At 69.8% G+C, this 20,941-nt stretch carries 20 protein-coding genes and 1 pseudogene; 11 read left to right on the top strand and 10 right to left on the bottom strand.

The features are described 5' to 3' along the window. Positions 1 to 13: 13 nt before the first annotated feature. The 7 genes and pseudogenes from AVHM3334_RS15090 to AVHM3334_RS15060 form a co-directional block, all read right to left on the bottom strand. Positions 14 to 577, bottom strand: coding sequence for a gamma carbonic anhydrase family protein (locus tag AVHM3334_RS15090; RefSeq protein WP_284413574.1), 564 nt, complete (start codon positions 575 to 577; stop codon positions 14 to 16). Positions 578 to 678: 101 nt separating this feature from the next. Beyond that, positions 679 to 1,713 (bottom strand): FAD-dependent monooxygenase, encoded by a 1,035-nt coding sequence (locus AVHM3334_RS15085; RefSeq protein ID WP_284413573.1) that lies wholly within the window; start codon positions 1,711 to 1,713, stop codon positions 679 to 681. A 76-nt stretch (positions 1,714 to 1,789) separates the two neighbouring features. Next, positions 1,790 to 2,017, bottom strand: a pseudogene (locus AVHM3334_RS15080) (FAD-dependent oxidoreductase); the annotation flags it as partial. A gap of 196 nt (positions 2,018 to 2,213) precedes the next feature. Beyond that, complete coding sequence (locus AVHM3334_RS15075; protein WP_284413571.1) at positions 2,214 to 2,756, bottom strand: GNAT family N-acetyltransferase; 543 nt, start codon at positions 2,754 to 2,756, stop codon at positions 2,214 to 2,216. Next, on the bottom strand, positions 2,753 to 3,409 hold the full coding sequence (locus tag AVHM3334_RS15070; RefSeq protein ID WP_502869919.1) for a helix-turn-helix domain-containing protein: 657 nt from the start codon (positions 3,407 to 3,409) through the stop codon (positions 2,753 to 2,755). Before AVHM3334_RS15070 ends, AVHM3334_RS15075 begins: the two co-directional genes overlap by 4 nt. Positions 3,410 to 3,513: 104 nt before the next feature. Next, on the bottom strand, positions 3,514 to 4,476 hold the full coding sequence (locus AVHM3334_RS15065) for a YopJ family acetyltransferase (RefSeq protein ID WP_284413569.1): 963 nt from the start codon (positions 4,474 to 4,476) through the stop codon (positions 3,514 to 3,516). Positions 4,477 to 5,103: 627 nt separating this feature from the next. Continuing rightward, positions 5,104 to 6,588, bottom strand: coding sequence for an aldehyde dehydrogenase (NADP(+)) (locus AVHM3334_RS15060; RefSeq protein ID WP_284413567.1), 1,485 nt, complete (start codon positions 6,586 to 6,588; stop codon positions 5,104 to 5,106). 185 nt (positions 6,589 to 6,773) lie between these two features. Between AVHM3334_RS15060 and AVHM3334_RS15055 the strand changes: the two genes are divergently transcribed. The 4 genes from AVHM3334_RS15055 to AVHM3334_RS15040 all read left to right on the top strand — a co-directional run bounded on the left by AVHM3334_RS15055 (position 6,774) and on the right by AVHM3334_RS15040 (position 12,257). Further along, positions 6,774 to 8,381: an IclR family transcriptional regulator domain-containing protein gene (locus AVHM3334_RS15055; RefSeq protein WP_284413565.1), complete on the top strand. Its 1,608-nt coding sequence runs from the start codon at positions 6,774 to 6,776 to the stop codon at positions 8,379 to 8,381. A gap of 308 nt (positions 8,382 to 8,689) precedes the next feature. Beyond that, complete coding sequence (locus AVHM3334_RS15050; RefSeq protein ID WP_284413562.1) at positions 8,690 to 9,520, top strand: M48 family metallopeptidase; 831 nt, start codon at positions 8,690 to 8,692, stop codon at positions 9,518 to 9,520. 203 nt (positions 9,521 to 9,723) lie between these two features. Next, positions 9,724 to 9,960: a DUF6139 family protein gene (locus tag AVHM3334_RS15045; protein ID WP_284413560.1), complete on the top strand. Its 237-nt coding sequence runs from the start codon at positions 9,724 to 9,726 to the stop codon at positions 9,958 to 9,960. Between the two features lie 113 nt (positions 9,961 to 10,073). Continuing rightward, a complete protein-coding gene (locus AVHM3334_RS15040; protein ID WP_284413558.1) occupies positions 10,074 to 12,257 on the top strand; it encodes an acetoacetate--CoA ligase in 2,184 nt (727 codons plus the stop codon). Between the two features lie 32 nt (positions 12,258 to 12,289). Here the strand turns inward: AVHM3334_RS15040 and rocF are convergent, their stop codons facing one another. Both rocF and ocd read right to left on the bottom strand, forming a co-directional pair. Beyond that, on the bottom strand, positions 12,290 to 13,255 hold the full coding sequence (rocF, locus tag AVHM3334_RS15035) for an arginase (protein ID WP_284413556.1): 966 nt from the start codon (positions 13,253 to 13,255) through the stop codon (positions 12,290 to 12,292). 153 nt (positions 13,256 to 13,408) lie between these two features. Then, positions 13,409 to 14,548 (bottom strand): ornithine cyclodeaminase, encoded by a 1,140-nt coding sequence (ocd, locus tag AVHM3334_RS15030; protein ID WP_284413554.1) that lies wholly within the window; start codon positions 14,546 to 14,548, stop codon positions 13,409 to 13,411. 150 nt (positions 14,549 to 14,698) lie between these two features. On the opposite strand from ocd, the gene AVHM3334_RS15025 reads away from it, so the two are divergent. From AVHM3334_RS15025 to minE, 5 genes are all read left to right on the top strand, one after another. Further along, positions 14,699 to 15,163: an Lrp/AsnC family transcriptional regulator gene (locus AVHM3334_RS15025; protein ID WP_284413552.1), complete on the top strand. Its 465-nt coding sequence runs from the start codon at positions 14,699 to 14,701 to the stop codon at positions 15,161 to 15,163. A gap of 129 nt (positions 15,164 to 15,292) precedes the next feature. Then, the gene (gene pssA / locus AVHM3334_RS15020) at positions 15,293 to 15,916 is read left to right on the top strand and encodes a CDP-diacylglycerol--serine O-phosphatidyltransferase (protein ID WP_284413551.1); all 624 of its coding nucleotides are present in this window, start codon (positions 15,293 to 15,295) and stop codon (positions 15,914 to 15,916) included. 346 nt (positions 15,917 to 16,262) lie between these two features. Continuing rightward, complete coding sequence (gene minC, locus AVHM3334_RS15015; protein WP_284413549.1) at positions 16,263 to 17,054, top strand: septum site-determining protein MinC; 792 nt, start codon at positions 16,263 to 16,265, stop codon at positions 17,052 to 17,054. Between the two features lie 57 nt (positions 17,055 to 17,111). After that, entirely contained in the window at positions 17,112 to 17,927 is an 816-nt protein-coding gene (minD, locus tag AVHM3334_RS15010; protein ID WP_284413547.1) for a septum site-determining protein MinD, read from the top strand. A gap of 3 nt (positions 17,928 to 17,930) precedes the next feature. Beyond that, the gene (gene minE, locus AVHM3334_RS15005; RefSeq protein WP_092744488.1) at positions 17,931 to 18,194 is read left to right on the top strand and encodes a cell division topological specificity factor MinE; all 264 of its coding nucleotides are present in this window, start codon (positions 17,931 to 17,933) and stop codon (positions 18,192 to 18,194) included. Positions 18,195 to 18,270: 76 nt separating this feature from the next. Here the strand turns inward: minE and AVHM3334_RS15000 are convergent, their stop codons facing one another. After that, positions 18,271 to 18,828 carry a flavin reductase family protein gene (locus AVHM3334_RS15000; RefSeq protein WP_284413545.1) on the bottom strand — a complete coding sequence of 186 codons (558 nt, stop codon included), beginning with the start codon at positions 18,826 to 18,828 and terminating at the stop codon, positions 18,271 to 18,273. A gap of 99 nt (positions 18,829 to 18,927) precedes the next feature. On the opposite strand from AVHM3334_RS15000, the gene AVHM3334_RS14995 reads away from it, so the two are divergent. After that, positions 18,928 to 19,710, top strand: coding sequence for an alpha/beta fold hydrolase (locus tag AVHM3334_RS14995; protein WP_284413543.1), 783 nt, complete (start codon positions 18,928 to 18,930; stop codon positions 19,708 to 19,710). Then, positions 19,707 to 20,930 (top strand): M14 family zinc carboxypeptidase, encoded by a 1,224-nt coding sequence (locus AVHM3334_RS14990; RefSeq protein ID WP_284413541.1) that lies wholly within the window; start codon positions 19,707 to 19,709, stop codon positions 20,928 to 20,930. The genes AVHM3334_RS14995 and AVHM3334_RS14990 overlap by 4 nt, the downstream gene beginning before the upstream one ends. Positions 20,931 to 20,941: the final 11 nt, after the last annotated feature.

The raw sequence follows: 20,941 nt of genomic DNA, 5'->3' as shown, positions 1-20,941 counted from the left end.
CGGCGCGCGCCGATCAGGCGCCTGTTCCGGCGCCAGCGGTGCCCTGCGCCGTCGCCAGGTAGTTGTTCTTCACCCGCACGTAATGCTCGGCCGAGTACCGCAGGTAGGCGATCTCCTGCGGCGTCAGCGCCCGCTGCCGCACCGCGGGGCGGCCGGTGTACAGGTAGCCGCCTTCCAGCACCTTGCCGGGCGTGACCAGGCTGCCCGCGCCGAGCATGACGCGGTCGCCGACGACCGCGTCGTCCATCACGATGCTGCCCATGCCGATGAGGCACTCGTCCCCGATGGTGCAGCCGTGCAGGATCACCGAATGGCCCAGCGTGACATGGCTGCCGATCACCAGCGGCGAGCCTTCGGGCTTGCCCGGATGGCGGTGCGACACATGGCCCATCGCCAGATCCTGCACGTTGGAGCATTCGCCCACCGTGATGCGGTTCACGTCGCCGCGCAGCACGGCGTTGCACCACACCGAGCTGTCGCGCCCCAGGTGCACGTCGCCGATCACCTGTGCCGAGGGGTGGAGGTACACGCCGGCGTCGAGCGTGGGGGCGGTGTCGAGGTAGGGGGCGAGGGGCATGGGACGATCGCGGAGAAGAAAAAGATGTCCTCGAGGTTACTGCAGCGCGTGCCCTGTACAGCGGTGCGACGGCGAGGTTTCCGGCTGCGTGACGGTATGGGTCACACCTGCCCCGCGCCGTGCCCGGCGGCAAGCCGCTCGGTGAGCAGCCCCACGATTCCTGCCTTCAAGGGCGGAAGTCGCTGCGCGCCCTGCAGCACCATGTGCCGCACCGCGCGGGGCAGCGGCCGCGCATCGGTGTACAGCCGCACGATGGCGTTGGTGCCCTGGTAGATCGGCCAGGCGCGGCGATGGTGGTCCCGGGCGTAGCGTTGCAGCGCGGCGGCCTCGCCGATGTCGCGGCCCTGGCGGCGGGCTTCGGTGAGCGCTTGCACGAGGCTTGCCACGCCGGCCAGGCCCAGGTTGAAACCGTGGGCGGTCACCGGGTGCATGCCCACGGCGGCGTCGCCGATCAGCGCGCAGCGGTGGCCTGCGAAGCGGTCCGCATAGGTGGCGACGAGCGGGTAGGCGTGGCGCTCGCCCACCAGGCGCATGGCGCCCAGCCGCCGTTGGAACGGTGCTTCGACCTGCGCGGCGAAGGTGTCTGCGCCCTGGGCCATCAGCGCCGCGGCGTCGGGGGTGCCGGGGGTGCCGGTGGTGACGACCACCGAGCATTGCGGCGTGCCGCCCGCCAGGTCGTCCGGCAGCGGCAGCACGGCCAAAGTGCGGTCGTACCCGAAGGCTTCGTGCGCGATGCCTCGGTGGGGCAGGGCGTGGCGCATGCGGCAGACGATCACGGTGCGGCCGAAGTCCACGCTGCGCACGCCGATGCCCAGTTGCTGCCGCACGGCCGAGAACCGGCTGTCGGCGGCCACGACCAGTCGGGCCTGCAGGCGTTCGCGGTGCGCCTGCGGGCTGCCGGCAGCGCCCGCCCGCGTGATCTCCACCGCGGCATGGTCCGCTGCCACGTGCACCTGCGACACCTGCGCGCCGGCCTCGATGCGCACGCCCGGCAGGCGCGAGGCCACGGCCTGCGCGGTGCGGCGCAGCGCGTGGTTGGGCACGATCCAGCCCAAATGCCCGGGGCTGCCGACCCCTCCGGCATGGCCGGGGTGCAGCGACAGCGGCGCGTGCCGGCCCAGGGGGCCGTCGTGCACGCGCGCTTCGGCGATGCGGCCGATTTCGTGCGGTGCCAGCTGCTGCTAGCTGCTGCCAGGTGCCCAGGCGCCGCAGCGCATCGGCGCTGGGGTGGGTGAGCGCGATCTCGCGGCCGTCGGGTGCGGGATCGGCCAGGGCCGATGCGGATTGCCGGTCGAGCACCGTGCTGGTGAACCCGGCCTGGGACAAGGCGATGGCGAGTGACAGGCCAGCCGGGCCCGCGCCGACGATGAGGACATCGCAGTGCGGCTTCTGCGGTTTTGGCTGTGGCTGCCGCTGCGGTTGCGTTGGCGGGTGAGGCATGGTGCAAGAAGGCAGTGCGCCCGGCGGGCGTGGGCGGCCATTGTGCGGCGCCCCTGGCGCGCGGGGCTTGCATTGGGTCAAGGGATGGCGCTGGAACTACCTCGCTGAATTGCTATTGAATTGATAGCTATACCCCCTAGTGATGATTGCGCTGGAGGGAAAAAAGGCTTGGTGCCTTCGGCGGCCGCCCCCGGCGCTACAGCGCCCGGTAGAAGAACGTGGTGCCGCATGGCTCGCCGTCGGGCATCAGGGCGTAGCCCGGCACTTCGCCGACGCGTTGCCAGCCGGCGCGGGCATACAGCCGCTCGGCGTCGCCGCCCGTGACCGTATCCAGCACCAGAACGGACTTGCCCTCCTGCCGCGCGACCTCGTCCACGGCGGCCAGCAGGCGCTGGGCGATGCCCTGGCGGCGGGCACGGCGGTGCACCAGCATCTTGGCCACATCGGCGCGGTGGGGCTGGTTCTCGGGTTGCGAGAGCACGAGCTGAACCGTGCCCAGCAGCTCCCCGCTGCCGGGGGCTTCGGCGACGAGCAGCGCCCGCTCGCCCCGGGCGACGCCATCGGCCACGCCGCGCCAGAAGTCCATCGCCCGCTCGGCCGCCAGCGGGTGCATGAAGCTCACCGAGGCGCCGCCAGCCACGCAGTCGATCAGCACCTCGGCCAGCGCCGGCACGCACGCCGCGGCTTCGTTGGTGCCCAGGCGCCGCACGGTCACGGCGGGGGAAGGGGCTTGGGTCATGGCTGGCTCCGGTGGGGTGGGGAAGATGCGTTGGGCAGCGTGGCGAGCGCCACCAGGTAGCGCGTGGGGCGGCGCGTGGGGTTGTGGTATTCGATGGGGCCCTCCAGCCGGTGCGCCAGGCAGTCGCCGGCCTCCAGCTGCCAGGTCGTGCCGTCCACGGTGATGTCCATGCGGCCGTCGATCATCCAGATCTGCTGATGGATCTCGCTGCCGTGGTCGGCGCGCCCGTAGGCCACGCGCTGGCCCGGGGGGAAAACCACGTCCACCAGCTGCAGCGGCGAGGGAGCGGTCGGCGACACGTTGCGGCGCAGGTAGCCCGAGGCGGGGTCGGTCCACACGGGCTGCTCCGCCACGCGGGCCACGGGCGACGGCGCGGCCCGGGCTTCGCCACCGGCCTGGGGCGCATCGAACAGCGATGCCAGCGCCACGCCCAGGCCGCTGGCGAGTTTGTCCAGCACGGTGGCGGTCGGGCTGCTCTCGCCGCGCTCGATGAGCGAAATGTTGGAGCGGCTGACGCCGCTGCGCGCGGCCAGTGCGTCGAGCGAAAGGCCGCGCGCATCGCGCAGTTCGCGCACGCGGCGGGCCAGGCGGGTGGTGATCCTTTGGGTCAAGCGCTCGGCACGCGCACCAACCACGCGATGCAGATCGAACAAGGGAAACAGGGGGCGAGTGTTTGGCTGGTCACCGCTTGCGATCAGATGATGGCTCAGGATTTGACTCGCGGCGAGGTCGAGCATGTTCGCGCGCTGGCTGCCGCTTACGGTTTACGGTATATCTGTCCCGTCACAAGCGGGGCGGCCTTATGCAGTTTTTCGTCAAGGTCGGGCGTATATCGCTCAAAGCTCTGCAAGGCCATGCTGACTTCATTGTCTGGCGCTTGGCTCAGGTAACGAATGCACCGCGATAACAGCGTCATGCGTTTATCCTCGATAGAGATACCCATGGGCTTCGGCCCGTTTTCTCCAGTGCGGGTGACACGCAGGTTTTCATGCCGACTTAGCAGGGTAGGGCCATCTGGGCGTTTGCTACTGGCAGGAACGTTGGCGGCACCGCCATTCACCGATAGCCAAGCGTTCAACTGAGTCTTCGAATTTGCGTGCTTGACGAAACCGGCCGGAAGCAATGAAGTACCGTCGACTAGGCCAATGCGGCCTTCAGAAGCATCTTGGTCTTCTTTCAACGCGGTCTCGCCGAGTGGCTCTCCGGCGAACTGCTGACGATGCATTGTGGCGAATAACTCTGCGTTCTCGTGCATTTTCAGCGCTGAGGAAGCCGCGAATATCGCACAGTCAGCTTGCGACATCTGCGCGTTGGATGCTATTACCGTCATCCGCGCTGATTCCGGTAGCTCTGCCAACATTCCGAGCTGGTGTAGATCGAAGTGTTCGGGAAGTCCTTCTATGTTCATCGATTCGACTGCGATGATTGACGCCTTACCGTCCTGAAACGTAACGTCTACCGCCAGTCGGTGCTGGCTGTCGTTCGGCATGGGGATAAGTCCGCGGAACGGGGCCTGAACACCCGATTTCAAGACTTGTGCGAACGCTGAAAACGAGTCGAACGTCTGCAGGTTAAGGCCTGGCTTGCGGGCATTTTCGGCCAGTGCAACAACTTTGAGAATCGCAAGATTCATGGCGTTGTCGAGTTCCAGGGTTGGGGAGCAGTTCGCTGCCTTCAGTGATGCGAAATGGTTCTGCACCCTTACCAAGTTATCCAGCATTTTCTCGCGCCGCTCAGTCGCTGCTTCCGCTTGCAATAGATGTGAGAGGGTGATCCTTGCAGGTGCCCCCTCAGCAGCCCGCAGTCCAGTGGGTGATGTCTCTGCCTTCAGCGATCCAGCCAACGTGGATTGCGGGGGGGAACCCGGTTTGTTAAGCGGCCCGGGAAGTGGCCCTGTGCGACGTGGCGAAAGACTTGCCGCGCTGCTGGGTGGCTGACCGCACAATCGGCTCGCGAGGCCGAGGATGCTGTGCCCTAGGCCCTTGGAGCGCCTTGCCTCTGGTCCGGCAGATGTGGATTCGCTGGTAGGGGGCTTCCGCGAAGTGGTCTTTGCGACTACTTGCTCTGCCCTCCCGCTTCCACTACTTCTTACTGAAGGGGTCAAAAAATTGGTGAGTCGATTCATGAGCATCAGCCATAAAGTGCGCCGGCGTGCCAGCATGGTGCTCTGATGATGAGGTTTTGAGCGGAAGGCTTGTCGTCGGCGTACGAAGCCTCGGCGCGTTCAACGAAGCAGTTCCACACGACAAACACGTCCTGTTTGCAAGGCGAGGGCTCGCGTCCTCGCTCTTGTGTGGAATGCGAGTTGATGCCTCCGCGGCACCGCAGGGCAACCGTCCTCAGCGCTTCAGCAGGGCACGCCGTTGCGTTCGATCAGCCAGGCCGGCGCATCCTGCAGCGCCACGGGGCGCAGGAAGCGGTCCATGGCCGCATAGCCGACGGAGGTGGTGAACGGCGCGGTGCTGGCGGGGTAGGGGCCGCCATGCATCTGTGCGCCCGTCACGGCCACGCCGGTGGGCACGCCGGTGAACAGCACGCGGCCGGCCACCTGCGTGGCGGCGCGCACCAGCGTGCGGTGCTCGGGCGTGTCGGCCTCGGCGCCCCACACGGTGACGGTGAGCGAGCCGCCGATGGCGTTCAGCACGGCCACGGTTTCATCGATGGACGCGACGCGCACCACCAGCGCGGCGGAGCCGAAAACCTCTTCATGCAGCGCATGGTCGGCGATGAAGTCGGCGGCCTGCACTTCGCCCAGGAACGGCCTTGGCGTGGCGCCGGCCTCGGCTGTTTCGCTCACCAGGGCCTTCAGCTGGCCGTGCGCGCGCCATGCGGCCACGCCCCGGTCGAACGCGCCGCGGATGCCCGAGGTGAGCATGGCGTGCGGTGCCAGAGGGCGCAGCTTGTCCGCCAGGGCCTGCACGAAGGCATCGCCCGAGGCGTCTTTGCGCACGACGATCACGCCGGGGCTGGTGCAGAACTGGCCCGAGCCCAGGCAGATGGAGCCGGCCAGCGTTTCGGCCAGGGCGGCGCCGTTGGCCTCCAGCGCTGCGGGCAGTGCCACCAGCGGGTTCACCGATCCCAGTTCGCCGTAGAACGGAATGGGGCGGGGGCGCTCGCCCGCCACCTTGGCCAGCGCGGTGCCGCCCTTGAACGATCCGGTGAACGCCACGGCCGTGATCGCCGGGGCCTGCACCAGGCGAACGCCCGCGTCGATCGAGCCGCCTTGCACCAGTTGGAACACGCCGGCCGGCAGGCCGCGTGCAGCCACCACGGATTGCGCCAGCGCGGCCGTCTGGCGCGACAGTTCGGGGTGCGCGGGGTGCGCCTTCACCACCACCGGGCAGCCGGCCGCCAGGGCCGAAGCCGTATCGCCGCCGAGCACCGAGAACGCGAAGGGAAAGTTGCTGGCCGAGAACATGGCGACCGGGCCGACCGGCACGCGCACGCGGGTCAGGCGGGGCCGGCCTGCGGGCGGTGCGCCGGCCACGGCCGCATCGTCCAGCACGGTGTGGGCGGTGCCGCTTTCCACCACGTCGGCAAAGCCGCGCAGCTGGAAGGCGGTGCGGTCCAGCTCGCCGTTCAGGCGCACGGGGCCCAGGCCGCTTTCGCGGTCGGCCACGGGCACCAGGGCCTCGCGCTGGGCTTCCAGGGCCTCGGCCAGCGCACGCAGCAGGGCGGCGCGGTCGGCGGCCGAGGTGGCGGCGAAGGCATCGGCGGCGCTCGCGGCGGCGGCCACGGCGGCGTCGATCTCTGCCGGGGTGGATTCGGGCCAGGCGGTGCCGTGGGGTTGGCCCGTGCGGGCGTCGATGGATTGCAGGGTGTGGTCGGGCATGGAGTTTCCTGAAAAGGGCAAAGGCCGGGGCGGCCTGCTTGTCTCACTGAATGGAATCGTTCGCCGAGAGGCGCCAGCGCGCCAGCGAGGGCCTGCCATCGTAATGAAGAGGGCACCGCCTAGAATGCCCTGCCACGCTCCGCCGCAAATGCCGGCGGCCTTCAGTTCCAAAATTTGAGACAAACATGGGCGCATCGCCTGGAGACGGCACTGCCGCGCTGGAAAAAGCCCTGGACGTGCTGGAGGCGGTGGGTTCGTCGCCCGAAGGCCTGAGCCACGCCGACCTGGCCGCCCGGCTGGCGCTGCCGCGCACCACGGCCTACCGCCTGCTGGCCACGCTGGTGGCGCGCGGCATGCTGCGGCGCGATCCGCTGCGCAAGGCGTACTGCCTGGGCGTGCGCTGCTTCGAGCTGTCGCGCCAGGCCCATGCCATGCCCGACCTGGCGGCGGCGGCCGTGCTGGAGTTGCGCACGCTGCGCGACCTGACGGGCGAGACCACTTACCTCGCCGCGCTGGACGGGCGCGACGTGGTGTCGCTGGACCGCTGCGACGGTGCGCACAGCCAGCGCTCGGCCAGCGCGCTGGGCCAGCGCAAGCCGGTGCATTGCACCAGCCAGGGCAAGGCGATCCTATCGGCCATGGATGCCGCCGCGCGCGACGCGCTCGTGCGCGGGCTGGTGCTGCGCCCCCTCACGCCCCGCACCCTGACCGACCGCCGCCGCCTGCTGGCCGAGCTGCGCGTGACGGCAGCGCGCGGCTACGCCATCGACGACGAAGAGATCGTGCCGGGCGTGCGCTGCGTGGGCGCGCCCATCGTCGATGGCCTGGGCCAGGTCCGCGGCGCGCTCAGCGTGGCCGGGCCGGCGTGGCGCCTCACGCCCGAGCGGCTGGAACTGCTGGGCCCCGAAGTGGCCGAAGCCGCCCGGCGCGTGGGCGCGCAACTGCCCGGCCTGCGGCCGGCCCTGGGCGATGCCGAGGCCCGCCCCGTGCCCGGTCCCTGGGCCTTCCACGGAGCGCACCCGCGCTGGTGTTCCACCAGCGGCCGCCTCTTCTGGGCCGACACCCTGGCGCCCGCGCTGCGGTCGGTGGGGCCGGGGGACGAGGGCGATGCGCTCTGGGCCGAAACCGAGGGCCCGGTGCATGGCCTGCTGCTGGGGCAGGGAACGGAGCGTGGTGGAGGCACCCCGCCGCCCATCGCCTGGTGCGCCCACGGTGCGTTCGCGCTGCCGCCCGACGGCGGCCCGGCCGAGCGGCTGCCCGAATGGCCGGCGCTGCCCGCCCAGGCCGTCTGCCAGGGGAGCGGCGGTGAGCTATGGCTCGCCCGCGAAACGCCCGAAGGCGGCAGCGACGTGGGCTGCCTGCGGCCGGGTGCCGCGCTGGACGTGCGCTGGCGACTGGCGGAGCCGGTGCAATGCCTGCGCTGGCGGGCGGCCGACGGCACGCTCTGGGCCACCGTGCCGGACACCGGCGCCATCCTGTCGCTGCAGCCCGAAACCGGCGCCATGCGCCGCCTGGTCACCGTGCCCAAGGGCTCGGGCCGGGTCAGCGGGCTGGCGCTGGATGCCGATGGCGGTGTGTGGACCGCGCTGCGCGACGGCTGGAGCGTCATGCGTTTCCTGCCCGATGGCAGCCTGGACCGCGTCGTCGCCCTGCCGGTGCCGACGCCCACCGACGTGGAACTGGGGGGCGCGGACGGCCGGCGGCTCTTCATCACCAGCGCGCGGCAACCGGTGCCGCTGGATGTGCTGGCCAAGGCACCGCTGTCCGGCCGGCTGTTCGAAGTGGCGGTGTAGAAGGCATCCGTCGTTTTGTTTCCTCATCTGCAGCCATTTATTGAAACAAAAAGTTGTAAATGAAACGGGTGCAAGGAGCGACACGAACGCGCCGTTACTTTGTAAAGCTCATCCGGGGCGCAAAGACGCTCGGATACAACTGGATGCACCTGAAGGGTGCATGCCATTGCCTGGCAAAGCCTGCGTGAAACAATTTCCGTCTGCCCGGTCCGAAGCGACTGCACAGGGGGTGAAAAGCCACCTCCCGGGCGCGGCATCTGGCGCCAAGGCCGGTGCGATTTCCTCAGACCCTCAACGAAAGCATTTCCATGAAGAAGTTCTCACTGAGCGCCGTCGCGCTCGCCTTGCTGCTGGCAGGTTGCGCCACCACCGGTGACGGCAGCAAGAGTTCGTCGGGCACGTCGGCCGTCTCCAGCGTTCTGGGTGCCGCCACCGCTGGCGGTTCCGGCTCCGGCACCACCGAAAACAAGGCCGGCGCCGCGCTGGACATCTTCAAGGCCGTGACGGTCTCGGATGAAGAATTGAAGACCGTTTCGCTGCAGTACCGCAACTACGAAGACCGCACCGAAAGCGCCGCCCCGGCCAGCAACAAGTATGCCCAGCGCCTGGCTCGCCTGACCAAGAAGCACGTGAACGAAGACGGCATGAAGCTGAACTTCAAGGTGTACCTGAGCAAGGACGTGAACGCCAACGCCACGGCGGACGGCTCCATCCGCGTGTATGCCGGCCTGATGGACATGATGAACGACCAGGAACTGCTGGGCGTGATCGGCCACGAAATCGGCCACGTGAAGCTGCAGCACTCGCTGTCCGCCATGCGCACGGCCTACATGGCCTCCGCCGGCCGCAAGGCCGCCTCGGCCGCGGGCGGCGTGGGCCGCCTGGCCGACACGGACCTGGGCGCACTGGGCGAAAAGCTGGTGAACAGCCAGTTCTCGCAAAGCCAGGAAACCGCTGCCGACGACTACGGCCTGGCTTTCATGAAGAAGCACAAGTACAAGGTGCAGGCCATGGAATCGGCCTTCCGCAAGATCGCGTCGCTGAGCGGCAAGAGCGGCGGCATGGACGCCATGCTGTCCACCCACCCCGACGCGGGCGGCCGTGCGGACCGCATGCGCGACCTGGCAGCGGGCAAGTGATCGCCAGCGCAAGTAAGCGCTGACGAGGCGCTGACGAGCACGGATGGGAGGGCGGCGGGCGAAAGCCCAGCCGCCCTTTTTTTCATGGCCCGCGCGCTGCCGGCGAGCCCATCCCTGTGGCCGGAGGTGTTTTCCTACGCCCCCGCGCCACCCCCCTCGCTAGAGTGGAGAGCCCTGTTTCACTTTCCGAGAAGGACTCCAACATGCGCGTGGACATCTATCGCCGAGCCGAACCCGATGGCAAGTTCTCCCACCTCGCCGTGCCCGAAGGACGGGTCATTCCCCAAGAGGCGATCAATGTGGACTGGGACACCGAAGCCCGCGGCCAGGAGATGGACGAGAACGCCGGCCATTGGGACGACTACGGCATCCCGCAACCGGCCGCGCAGATCGAAGAAAAGGGCTATGCCATCACCAGCGTGCGCGAACTGACCGACTGAGCCTTTCACGCCCCCGTTGAAAAAGCCGCCCGCAGGCCCCTGCCGGCGGCTTTGTCCATTCGGGGACGCCCGCCCGGTGACAGCGGCGGTGGCGCACGCTACGCTGCGGCGCCATGGAGACAAAAAACACCCCCCCGTTCGTTCCCCAGATCCGCCTGTACCAGGACTGGCTGCAGGCCCGCCACGGCCTCGCCTTTGCCGACTACGACGCGCTCTGGCAGTGGTCCGTCACCGATCTCGATGCCTTCTGGCAGAGCATCTGGGACTATTTCGACCTGCAGTCGCCCACCCCGCACACGGCCGTGCTGGCGCGCAACGCGATGCCCGGCGCGGTGTGGTTTCCGGGCGCGCAGGTCAACTACGCGCGCCAGGTGCTGCGCCATGTGGATGCGGTCCATGCCGCCGGCCTGCCGGCCGTCGTGAGCCGCAACGAACGCGGCCTGCACCGCGAACTGTCGTGGCCCGAGCTGCGCCGCCAGGTGGCCTCGCTGGCCCTGCACCTGCGCCGCCAGGGCGTGCGGCGCGGCGACCGCGTGGCCGCGTACCTGCCCAACATTCCCGAAGCCATGGTGGCGCTTCTGGCCACCGCCAGCCTGGGCGCGGTGTGGAGCGTGTGCGCGCCCGACATGGGCACCGCCGCCGTGCTGGACCGCTTTCAGCAGATCGCGCCCAAGGTGCTGATCGCGGTGGACGGCGTCACCCACGGCGGACGCGACCACGACCGCACGGGCGTGCTGGCCGAGCTGCGTGCGGCGCTGCCGTCGGTCCGGCACGTGGTGGTGATCCACCATCTGCATGCTCCTGAAACCATAGCTGACACGGCAGATTATTCGGCGGCGAGCGGCCAAAACGATGCCGAAGTGGCGGCGTTCGAGCCCGAGTGGCTGCCGTTCGACCACCCGCTGTGGATCGTCTATTCCAGCGGCACCACGGGTCTGCCCAAGCCCATCGTGCACGGCCACGGCGGCATGGTGCTGGTGGCGCTGCAGCTCAAGAGCCTGCACAACGACATCGGCTGCAGCTACGAGGCCAACTCGTTCGGCGAGCGCTACCACTGGTACAGCTCGACCGGCTGGGTGATGTGGAACGCCCAGGTGAGCGGCCTGCTCGCGGGCACGACCTGCGTGATCTACGACGGCAACCCCGGCGGCAGCCGCGAGCGGCCCGACTGGGGCACGCTCTGGCGTTTCGCCGCCGAGACGGGCGTGACGTTCTTCGGCGCCGGCGCGGCGTTCTATGCCAACTGCATGAAGTCGGGCCTGTCGCTGGCCGACTGCGGCGACCTGTCGCGCGTGCGGGCGCTGGGCACCACGGGTTCGCCGCTGGCGCCCGAAGTGCAGGCCTGGGGCACGGGGCAGTTCCGTGCGCTGGGCGGGCGCGCGGGGCATGCCGATGGCGACATCTGGTGGAACAACATCTCGGGCGGCACCGATTTCTGCGGCGCCTTCATCGGCGGGCACCGCGAGCTGCCCCAGGTGCCCGGCGAGATGCAGTGCCGCATGCTGGGCGCGGCGGTCGAAGCCTGGAACGCCGAAGGCCAGCCCGTGATCGACGAGGTGGGCGAGCTGGTGTGCGCGCAGCCCATTCCCTCGATGCCGCTGTACCTGTGGGGCGACCTGGACCCGGCGAACCCCGCCGCCGCCGAGGCCGGCGATGGTGCGAACGATGCCACCCGAGCGGGTGGCGATCCCCACGGCAAGCGCTACCTGTCGAGCTATTTCGACATGTACCCGCCCGGCCATGGCCGAAAGCCCGGCGGGGGCGATGGCCCGGCCGAGATGGGCCCGGTCTGGCGCCATGGCGACTGGCTCAGGATCGGCCGCCACGGCGGCTGCGTGATCTACGGCCGCAGCGACGCCACCATCAACCGCCACGGCCTGCGCATGGGCACGAGCGAGATCTACCGGGCCGTGGAGGCCCTGCCCGAGGTGCTCGACAGCCTGGTCGTCGATCTGGAAAGCCTGGGCCGCGAGAGCTATATGCCGCTCTTCGTCGCGCTGCGCGAGGGCGCGGTGCTGGACGATGGTTTGCGCGGGCGCATCGCCGCCGCCATCCGCACCGCGCTGTCGCCGCGCTTCGTGCCCGACGAGATCGTGCAGGTGGCCGAAGTGCCGCGCACGCTGACCGGCAAGAAGCAGGAGCTGCCGATCAAGAAGCTGCTGCTCGGGCAGCCGCTGGAGAAGGTCGTCAACCGGGACGCCATGGCCAACCCGGCCTGCCTGCCCTGGTACGTGGCGTTCGCCCGGCAGCATGCGGCCAGCGCCGCGGCGCCGCAGCGGCACGCGCCCATGGCGTAGCCACCGACCGGGCGGCGCGCTGGCCCAGCCGGTCAGGGGGCCGGCGCGCGGGCGCGCACCAGCGTGCTTTTGCCGAACAGGCTTTCCACCAGGTCCACCACCAGTTCGGCGGTCTGGTTGCGGACATCGAGCGCCGGGTTCAGCTCCACGATGTCCAGCGAGGCGAGCCGGCCGGTGTCGGCGATCATCTCCATGCACAGCTGCGCCTCGCGGTAGTTGGGGCCGCCGCGCACGGTGGTGCCGGTGCCGGGCGCGATCTCGGGGTCGAGAAAATCCACGTCGAAGCTCAAGTGCAGGTGCACGTCGTCGCCGGCCTCGCCTTCCAGCCCGTCGAGCGCGCGGCGCATGACCTCCCGCATGCCCAGCTCGTCGATGGAGCGCATGTCGTACACCTCGATGCCCAGCTCGCGGATGAGGCGCTTTTCTTCATCGTCCACGCTGCGCAGGCCGATCTGGCACAGCTGCCCGGCCTGCAGCGCCGGCACCGCGCCGCCCAGGCCCGACAGCGATTCGGGGCCATAGCCGTGAAGGCTGGCGACGGGAATCCCATGCACGTTGCCGCTCGGCGAGATGGCGGGCGTGTTGCAGTCCGCATGGGCGTCGAGCCAGAGCACCCGCAGCCGCTTGCCCTGCGCGCGGCAGTGGCGCGCCACGGCGCTGATCGAGCCCACCGCCAGGTTGTGGTCGCCCCCGAGCAGGATGGGCAGGCGCCCGGCCGCGAACTGCGCGGAGACGGCGTCGTGCACCGACCGGTTCCAGGCCACGCATTCGGCCAGGTTGCGCAGTCCGTCGTCGCCGCGCGGGCTCTGCGGGTTGGGGGGGCCGAAGAGGTTGCCCAGGTCCTGCACCTCCACCCCGAACCGCGCCAGCGCCGGGCCCAACTGGGCGACGCGCAGCGCGTCGGGCCCCATGGCGGCACCGAGGCGCGCCGCCCCGGCGTCGGTGGGCGCCCCGATCAGGGTGGCGCGGGTGTGCGGGGCGGTGTCGTTGGGGGTCATGCGGTCATCTCCTGGCGCAAAGGCCGTGCGGGCGGGGTGCGCCAAAATTTTGCCTGTGATCGCCGGCCGCCATGTAGGCGATGGGCTGGCAAGGGCGTGCGGCCTGCACGCGGCAGGCGGGGCGGGTGAAAATGGTCAGTGCCGAAGATTCGCTCACGCGGCTTGCGCCTGCGGGCTGCGTGCCGGTGCGCAGGCCGGCGATTCAGCGGCGGGGGAGGATTCGTGCGCGATCCAGGGGCGAAGCTGCGCGTACAGGTCCTTCGGGTCGGCCTGCTCGGGGATCAGTTCCAGCCGCTGCAGCAGGCCCGCGCCCCGGCCCAGCGCGCGCATGGTGCGCAGGGCGGAATAGTCCTCGAGCGCGAAGCCGACCGAGTCGAACACCGTCACCTGCGCGAGCGACACGCGGGCCGGCGCTTCGCCGCGCACCACGCGCCAGAACTCCGTCACGGGGAAGTCGGCCGGCATCTGCTGCAGGTCGCCTTCGATGCGGGTCTGGGGCTCGTACTCCACGAACACGCTGGCGGCGCGCAGCACGTCGGCCGCCAGTTCGGTCTTGCCGGGGCAGTCGCCGCCCACCGCGTTGATGTGCATGCCGGGCTCGACCATGGCGCCGTGCAGGATGGTGGCGTAGGCCTTGTCGGCCGTGACGGTGGTGACGATGTCCGCACCGCGCACGGCTTCGGCGGTGCTGGCGCAGCGCACGATGCGCAACGCACCGCGCTCCACCATCGGCGCGAGGTTGGCGGCCAGCTTGGCCGTGGCGGCGGGGTCGATGTCGTACAGCCGCAATTCGCCGATGCCCAGCAGGCCCACGAAGGCGAGGGCCTGGAACTCGCTTTGCGCGCCGTTGCCGATCAGCGCCATGCTGCGGCTGTCCGGCCGCGCCAGATAGCGGGCCACCATGGCGGAGGTGGCCGCCGTGCGCAGCGCGGTCGTCAGGGTGAGTTCGCTCAGGAAAGAAGGGTGGCCGGTGGCCACGTCGGCCAGCGCGCCGAAGGCCATCACCGTGGGCAGGCCGCGGCGGGTGTTGACCGGGTGGCCGTTCACGTACTTGAAGGCGTAGTCGCGGGCATCGGCCACGGGCATGAGCTCGATGACGCCGTTGGGCGAATGGCTCGCGGTGCGCGCGGACTTGTCGAAGTCGTGCCAGCGGGCGTAGTCCTCTTCGATGGCGTGCGCCATGCCGCGCAGGCACTCCACCACGCCGGTGCGGCCGACCAATTGCGCGGCGCGCGTGGCGCTCAGGAATTCGGTGGACATGGAACCGGGGGCGGGGCGTTGATCGGGGGTCATCGGAAAGCTCCTGTCGGTGATCCGCGAGGCACGACGGGGCGTCGTTTGGCGGCATGGGAAGAGCGTCCCACAAGGGCGTAGCAATTCAAATCGTCAAAAATGCATGCATAAGCGCAAAAAAATAGCTTTTTGCACAAGGAGTTTGGCGAAATGGACAAGATCGACCAGCAACTCATCGCGCAGTTGCGCCACAACGCCCGGGCCAGCGTCGCCACGCTCGCCGCCCGCCTGGGGGTGTCGCGCGGCACGGTGACCAACCGCATCCGCCGGCTGGAGGACACGGGCGTGATCGTCGGCTACACCGTGCGGCTGCGGCCCGAGAGCGAAACCGGCGGCGCGCTGCAGGCGTGGACGAGCATCTCCATCGAAGGCAACGACGCGCGCCGCGTGACCGCCTCATTGCTGGGCGAACCGAGCGTGCTGGCGCTGCACAGCACCAACGGCCGCTGGGACCTGCTGGCCGAGTTGCAGGTGGGCAGCCTGGCGGAGCTGGCGCACGCGCTGGAACGCATCCGCCTCATCAAGGGCATCAGCAATACCGAAACCAGCATCCACCTGGAAACCGTGCGCGCGCCCATCGCCCCGGGCGGCCGGGCCTCGCTGTCCGAACCGTAGGACATGCCTGACGGTGCCGCTCCCGTGTGCCGCCCATAATCCACGGGCATTGCCATCGCGCCACCCTGGCCGGTGCCGGTTCCTCCGGGAACGGGCCGCCAGCGGTCGCCGCCAACCCCAGGAGAGTCCATGTCCCATCCCACGCCCAAGCGCTTTTCGATGATCCGCGAGTTCCATCTCGCCGACTGGTTCACGCTGGGCAACGCCGTGTGTGGCGTGGGCGCGCTGTTCTCGTCGATGACGTTCCTGGAAAAGGGCGACGTGCGCCACGTGTACTTCGCCTGCGCGCTGGTGCTGGCGGCACTGATCTTCGACGTGCTGGACGGCCGCATCGCGCGCTGGCGGCAAAAGTCCTCGGCCATGGGGCGCGAGCTCGATTCGCTGGCCGACGTGATCTCGTTCGGCGTGGCCCCGGCCATCATCGCCTACGCCTGCGGCATGCAGGGCATGTACGACCGCATCGTCCTGGCGTACTTCGTGGCCTGCGGCGTCTCGCGGCTGGCGCGCTACAACGTCACCGCCGAAACGCTGTCGGAAGGCTCGGGCAAGGTGAAGTACTTCGAGGGCACGCCGATTCCGACCTCCATCGTGCTCGTGGGGCTGATGGCACTGGCCGCGTCGATGGGCGCGGTGCGCGAGCAGCTTTGGTTCGGCAGCGTGGTGCTGGGCGGGTTCACGCTGCACCCGCTGGTGCTGCTGTTCGCGCTGTCGGGCTCGCTCATGATCAGCCGCATCCGGATTCCGAAGTTCTGAAATTCTGAAAAGGGGCGAAATCCGGTGGCGACAGGGGTTTGCTATTGAATGAATAGCTAGCTGCCGTTGATTTGATTGCGCTGGTGCCATTTTTCATGCTTGGTCCCGGCGGTGCCTCTCTGCCGTTCTGGTCCCCCGGCGGTCGCCGCATCGCCGGCGGGATGGGCCGGGGCCCCGCGCCGCCAGCGTGATTCGCCCGGTGCCCGGTGCCCGGTGCCCGCCGCGCACGGATACGTCCGGCGACAGGTGCGGGCGGTGCCCCAAGTTACACTTCGCGCCTTTGGGCAGCGCCTTTCGCGCTCCCTCCGCTCCCTCCGCGCCCCCTTTTTTCGCACTCCTTTGTCCAATGGCCGTTGACACGGCGGGCCACGCCCGCACCAGCTTTGATCTCAAGAGCGCCCAACTGCCGGTGGTGGCGGTGGTGCTCAAGACCACCGACGTCGGCGTGCTCGCCGCCGATCTGGCCGCGCGGCTGGAGAGCGATCCGGACTTCTTCGACAACGACCCCGTGCTGATCGACCTGGCCGGCGTGCGCGATGCCGAAGACGCCATCGATTTCGGCGCCCTGTGCGCCGCGCTGCGCAGCCACCACACCCTGCCCGTGGCCGTGCGCGGGGGCAGCCCCGCGCAAATGGACGCGGCCCACACGGCCGGCCTGATCGCCGCGCCCGAGGCGCACCCGGCCCGCGGGCATGCCCCGGCGTCCGAGTCCGCGCAGGACGAAGCCCGCCCGCTGCCCGGCGTGCGCGAGGTGGTGCGGGAAGTCATCCGCGAGGTCGAAGTGGTGCGCGAAGTGCCCGCCGGCGGCCCGACCACCGTGGTGGTGGACAAGCCGCTGCGCTCGGGCCAGCAGGTGTACGCGCGCGGCGCCGATCTGGTGGTGATGGCGGTGGTGAGCTTCGGGGCCGAGGTGATCGCGGACGGCAACATCCACGTCTATGCGCCGATGCGCGGGCGGGCCATTGCCGGCGCGCGTGGCGACACCAGCGCACGCATCTTCAGCACCTGCCTGGAGCCGCAGCTCGTGTCGATCGCAGGCATCTACCGCACCACCGAGACCGAGCTGCCGGACGCCGTGCGCGGCAAGCCGGCCCAGGTGCGCCTGGACGGCGAGAAGCTGCTCATCGAGCCGCTCTAGAACACGTTCTGACCGCCTTCTTCTTTCATTCGGACCAACGCAGGAAATCTTCACAACATGGCCAAAATCGTCGTCGTGACCTCCGGCAAGGGTGGCGTGGGCAAGACCACCACCAGTGCCAGCTTCGCATCCGGCCTCGCACTGCGCGGCCACAAGACCGCAGTGATCGACTTCGACGTCGGCCTGCGCAACCTGGACCTCATCATGGGCTGCGAACGCCGCGTGGTGTATGACCTCATCAACGTGATCCAGGGCGAGGCCAACCTGAACCAGGCCCTCATCAAGGACAAGCAGTGCGACAACCTGTTCGTGCTGGCCGCCAGCCAGACGCGCGACAAGGATGCGCTCACGCAGGACGGCGTGGAGAAGATCCTGAACGACCTGTCCGGCATGGGCTTCGAATACATCGTCTGCGACTCGCCCGCCGGCATCGAGAGCGGCGCGCTCATGGCCATGCACTTCGCCGACGAGGCGTTGCTGGTGACCAACCCCGAGGTCTCCTCGGTGCGCGACTCCGACCGCATCCTGGGCATGCTGGGCAGCAAGACCAAGCGGGCCATCGCCGGCGGCGAGCCGATCAAGGAGCACCTGCTCATCACGCGCTACAACCCCAACCGCGTGGAAGACGGCCAGATGCTGTCGCTGGAGGACATCCAGGACATCCTGCGCATCGAGCTGATCGGCGTGGTGCCCGAGTCCGAGAACGTGCTGCAGGCCTCCAACCAGGGCACGCCGGCCATCCACATGCAGGGCACCGACGTGTCCGAAGCCTACAAGGACGTCGTGGCCCGCTTCCTCGGCGAGGACAAGCCCCTGCGGTTCATCGACGCGCAGAAGCCCGGCTTCTTCAAGCGCATCTTCGGCGGGAGGTAACGCATGTCCCTGTTGTCTTTCTTGCTGGGCGAGAAAAAGAAGACCGCTTCGGTCGCCAAGGAACGCCTGCAGATCATCCTGGCGCACGAACGCAATGGCCGCAACGCCTCCACGCCCGACTACCTGCCCGCGCTGCAGCGCGAACTGGTGGCGGTGATCTCCAAATACGTGTCGATCCATGCCGACGACATCAAGGTGCACCTGGAGCGCCAGGACAACCTGGAAGTGCTCGAGGTCAAGATCGAACTGCCCGACGGCGTGAAGTAGCCGCCGCCGAAGGCCGCTCGCCATGCCTGCCAGTCCATGCCGCGCCGCGGTGCCCGTTGCCGGGCCCGCGGCGTTGTCATTTCCGGATTTCGGCCTGCACCGCGGGCGCGGCGCCCAGCGGGTGCTCGGTGTAGAACATGCCCCCGTGGTAGAGCAGCGGCGAGGCGCCCTCGCGGTGGCTGCAGCGCTCCACCTCGCCCACGAAGATCGTGTGGTCGCCTTCCACGTACTGGCTGCGGTTGAAGCATTCGAACACCGCGGCAGCGCCTTCCAGCACCGGGGCGCCCGCCACGCCGGGCTGGTGCGCCACGCCGGCCCAGCGGTCCACGCCGCGCGAGGCGAAACGCTCTGCCAGGGCGCGCTGGTCGGCCGCCAGCACGTTGATCGCGTAGTGCGAGCCGGCCGACAGGGCCGGCAGCGTGGACGCCTTGTGCGCCAGGCTCCACAGCACCAGCGGGGGCTGCAGCGACACCGAATTGAAGGAACTGGCCGTGAGGCCGATCAGCTCGCCGGCCGCGCCGCGTGCGGTGACGATGGTCACGCCCGTGGCGAACATGCCCAGCGCGTCGCGGAATTCACGCGTGGAAAAACCGGGCGGACGGGCGGCGATGGGGCGGTGCAGGGGGCTGTTCACGAAGGCGCTGGCGCTGGCGGCCGGGTGGGAGGGGGTCGGCTATTATGGTCCGGCGCCTGCATTGTTGCTGCGGGCGGCGTGGCTCCCACCGTTCTCTTCATGGCCCTTCTACCCAATTTCACCACCCTCGGCTCCGGCCCCACCGTGCTCATGCTGCACGACGCGGACGGCGACCACCTCACCTTCGCGCCCCAGGTCGAAACCCTGGCGACGGCCGGCTACCGGGCCGTGGCCTGGGACATGCCGGGCTACGGCCACAGCGCCCCCATCGAGCCCTACAGCTTCAAGGGCCTGGCGCAAAGCTGCTCGCAGCTGCTGCGGGCGCTGCAGTGCGGCCCCACCGTGCTGGTGGGCCACGGCCTGGGCGCCATGATCGCCATCGAAGTGGCGCTGCGCGAGCCCGCGCTGGTGCGCCGGCTGGTGCTGTGCGGCGGCGGGCCCGCGCTGGATGCGCGCAGCCTGGACGAATGGGTGGCGCCGCGCCTGGCCGAACTCGATGCCGGGCAGTCGATGGAGCAGATCGCCCAGCGGCTGGTGCCGCGGCACATCGGCACCGGTGCGTTGCCCGAGGGCGTGCGGCTGGCCAGCCACGCCATGGGCCAGGTGCACCGATCGGCCTACCGGCGCGCGCTGGAAGCGCTGCCCACTTTCGCGCGCAGCGCGGCCGAGCTGTCGCGCCTGCACATGCCCGTTTTGCTGCTGGGGGGCGAACAGGACCGCTGTACCCCGCCCGAGGCCCTGCAGGCGCTGGCCCAGGTGCTGCCCGAGGCGCGCCATCTGGACCTGCCCCATGTCGGCCACTGGCCGCAGCTGGAAGACCCCGAGGGCTTCGACGGCGCGCTGCTGGCGTTCCTGGCGGCTTCCGACCGGGTGCTGCATTGAGCGGCGCCGCCCTGCACCACCGAGCACCGCGCGGCGCGCTCACCGCTGCGGCGCCCTGGCTGCTGCCGCTGGCCGCGGCCCTGGCGCTGTCCTTCATGGGCACGCGCATCTGGAATCCGGATCTGGTGGGCGGCGCGCGCGCGCCCTTGCCCTTGAGCGACGGGCCCGGCGCCGCGCAGGGAACGGTCGCCCCGCGCATGGCGGGCGTCCAGTCCGCCGTGATCGTGCGGCCCGGAGCGCCGGGCGGGCCGTCTCAGGGCGCCCAGGCGGCCCGTGTGCCGGAGCGGTCTTCTTCACCATCGCCTTCGACCCGGCCTTCCTCGCCACGGGCCGCAGGCGCCGGCGTGCCCCCCAAAGCGGCCCAGACACCGGCCGCGGTGCCCGCACCGCCCGGCGCCGCTGCCCTGGCGGCCAATGCGCCGGACACCGCCTGCCCGCTGCTGCTGGCCCGCCTGCCCAGCATCTCCCGGGCCCAGTGCGAGGCCGCGCGGCTCGCGCCCAGCGGGGCGGTGTCGCGCAACGGCGTGCCCCTGTTCTGGCGCGACGTGGCACCCGTGGGCGTTGCGCCGAACGTGACGCCGCTGCGCGTGCTGGTGGTGGGCGCCATGCACGGCGACGAGCCCACGGCCGCATCGCTGGCGCTGCGCTGGATCGGGTTCGCCGAGTCGCGCGTGCAGCCTACCCGGCGGCCGGTGCACTGGCGCTTCATTCCGGCGCTCAACCCCGACGGCATGCTCGCCAAGCCCGCCACCCGCGTGAACGCCCGCGGCGTGGACCTGAACCGCAACTTCCCCACGCCCAACTGGGAGCGCGATGCGCCCGTGTACTGGGAAAAGCGCACCCGCCGCGACCCGCGCCGCTGGCCCGGGCCGTCATCGCTGTCCGAACCGGAGTCGCAGTTTCTGCACACGCAGATGGCGCAGTTCGAGCCCGATCTGGTGGTGAGCATCCACGCGCCCTATGGCGTGCTCGACTTCGACGGCCCGCAGCCACCGCCCAGCCGCCTGGGCCGCCTGCGCCTGGACCAGCTGGGCATCTTTCCGGGGTCGCTCGGGAACTACGGCAGCGTGCACCTGGGCCTGCCCGTCGTCACCATCGAACTGCAGCACGAGCTGCGCATGCCCAAGGACGACGAGGTCCGCCTCATGTGGCGCGACCTGCTGCGCTGGATGGACGACCACCTGGCGGTGGTGGACGGCCAGCCTTCACCGCAAAAATAGCCTCCAGCGCA

The organism is Acidovorax sp. SUPP3334, from assembly GCF_030159055.1.
Classification (GTDB): Bacteria; Pseudomonadota; Gammaproteobacteria; order Burkholderiales; family Burkholderiaceae_C; genus Paracidovorax.
The sequence above is the reverse complement of the archived record's forward strand: the minus strand, read 5'-3'. Positions and strand labels throughout refer to the sequence as shown.

Bases quoted from the DNA above. Each gene is read 5' to 3' on its own strand.
- AVHM3334_RS15040 (WP_284413558.1), top strand. From the start codon at position 10,074: ATGGAGACAAAAAACACCCCCCCGTTCGTTCCCCAGATCCGCCTGTAC.
- AVHM3334_RS15060 (WP_284413567.1), bottom strand. From the start codon at position 6,588: ATGCCCGACCACACCCTGCAATCCATCGACGCCCGCACGGGCCAACCC.
- minE (WP_092744488.1), top strand. From the start codon at position 17,931: ATGTCCCTGTTGTCTTTCTTGCTGGGCGAGAAAAAGAAGACCGCTTCG.
- AVHM3334_RS15065 (WP_284413569.1), bottom strand. From the start codon at position 4,476: ATGCTGGATAACTTGGTAAGGGTGCAGAACCATTTCGCATCACTGAAG.
- AVHM3334_RS15055 (WP_284413565.1), top strand. From the start codon at position 6,774: ATGGGCGCATCGCCTGGAGACGGCACTGCCGCGCTGGAAAAAGCCCTG.
- AVHM3334_RS14995 (WP_284413543.1), top strand. From the start codon at position 18,928: ATGGCCCTTCTACCCAATTTCACCACCCTCGGCTCCGGCCCCACCGTG.
- rocF (WP_284413556.1), bottom strand. From the start codon at position 13,255: ATGACCCCCAACGACACCGCCCCGCACACCCGCGCCACCCTGATCGGG.
- AVHM3334_RS15050 (WP_284413562.1), top strand. From the start codon at position 8,690: ATGAAGAAGTTCTCACTGAGCGCCGTCGCGCTCGCCTTGCTGCTGGCA.
- AVHM3334_RS15025 (WP_284413552.1), top strand. From the start codon at position 14,699: ATGGACAAGATCGACCAGCAACTCATCGCGCAGTTGCGCCACAACGCC.
- ocd (WP_284413554.1), bottom strand. From the start codon at position 14,548: ATGACCCCCGATCAACGCCCCGCCCCCGGTTCCATGTCCACCGAATTC.
- AVHM3334_RS15045 (WP_284413560.1), top strand. From the start codon at position 9,724: ATGCGCGTGGACATCTATCGCCGAGCCGAACCCGATGGCAAGTTCTCC.
- minD (WP_284413547.1), top strand. From the start codon at position 17,112: ATGGCCAAAATCGTCGTCGTGACCTCCGGCAAGGGTGGCGTGGGCAAG.
- minC (WP_284413549.1), top strand. From the start codon at position 16,263: ATGGCCGTTGACACGGCGGGCCACGCCCGCACCAGCTTTGATCTCAAG.
- pssA (WP_284413551.1), top strand. From the start codon at position 15,293: ATGTCCCATCCCACGCCCAAGCGCTTTTCGATGATCCGCGAGTTCCAT.
- AVHM3334_RS15090 (WP_284413574.1), bottom strand. From the start codon at position 577: ATGCCCCTCGCCCCCTACCTCGACACCGCCCCCACGCTCGACGCCGGC.
- AVHM3334_RS15075 (WP_284413571.1), bottom strand. From the start codon at position 2,756: ATGACCCAAGCCCCTTCCCCCGCCGTGACCGTGCGGCGCCTGGGCACC.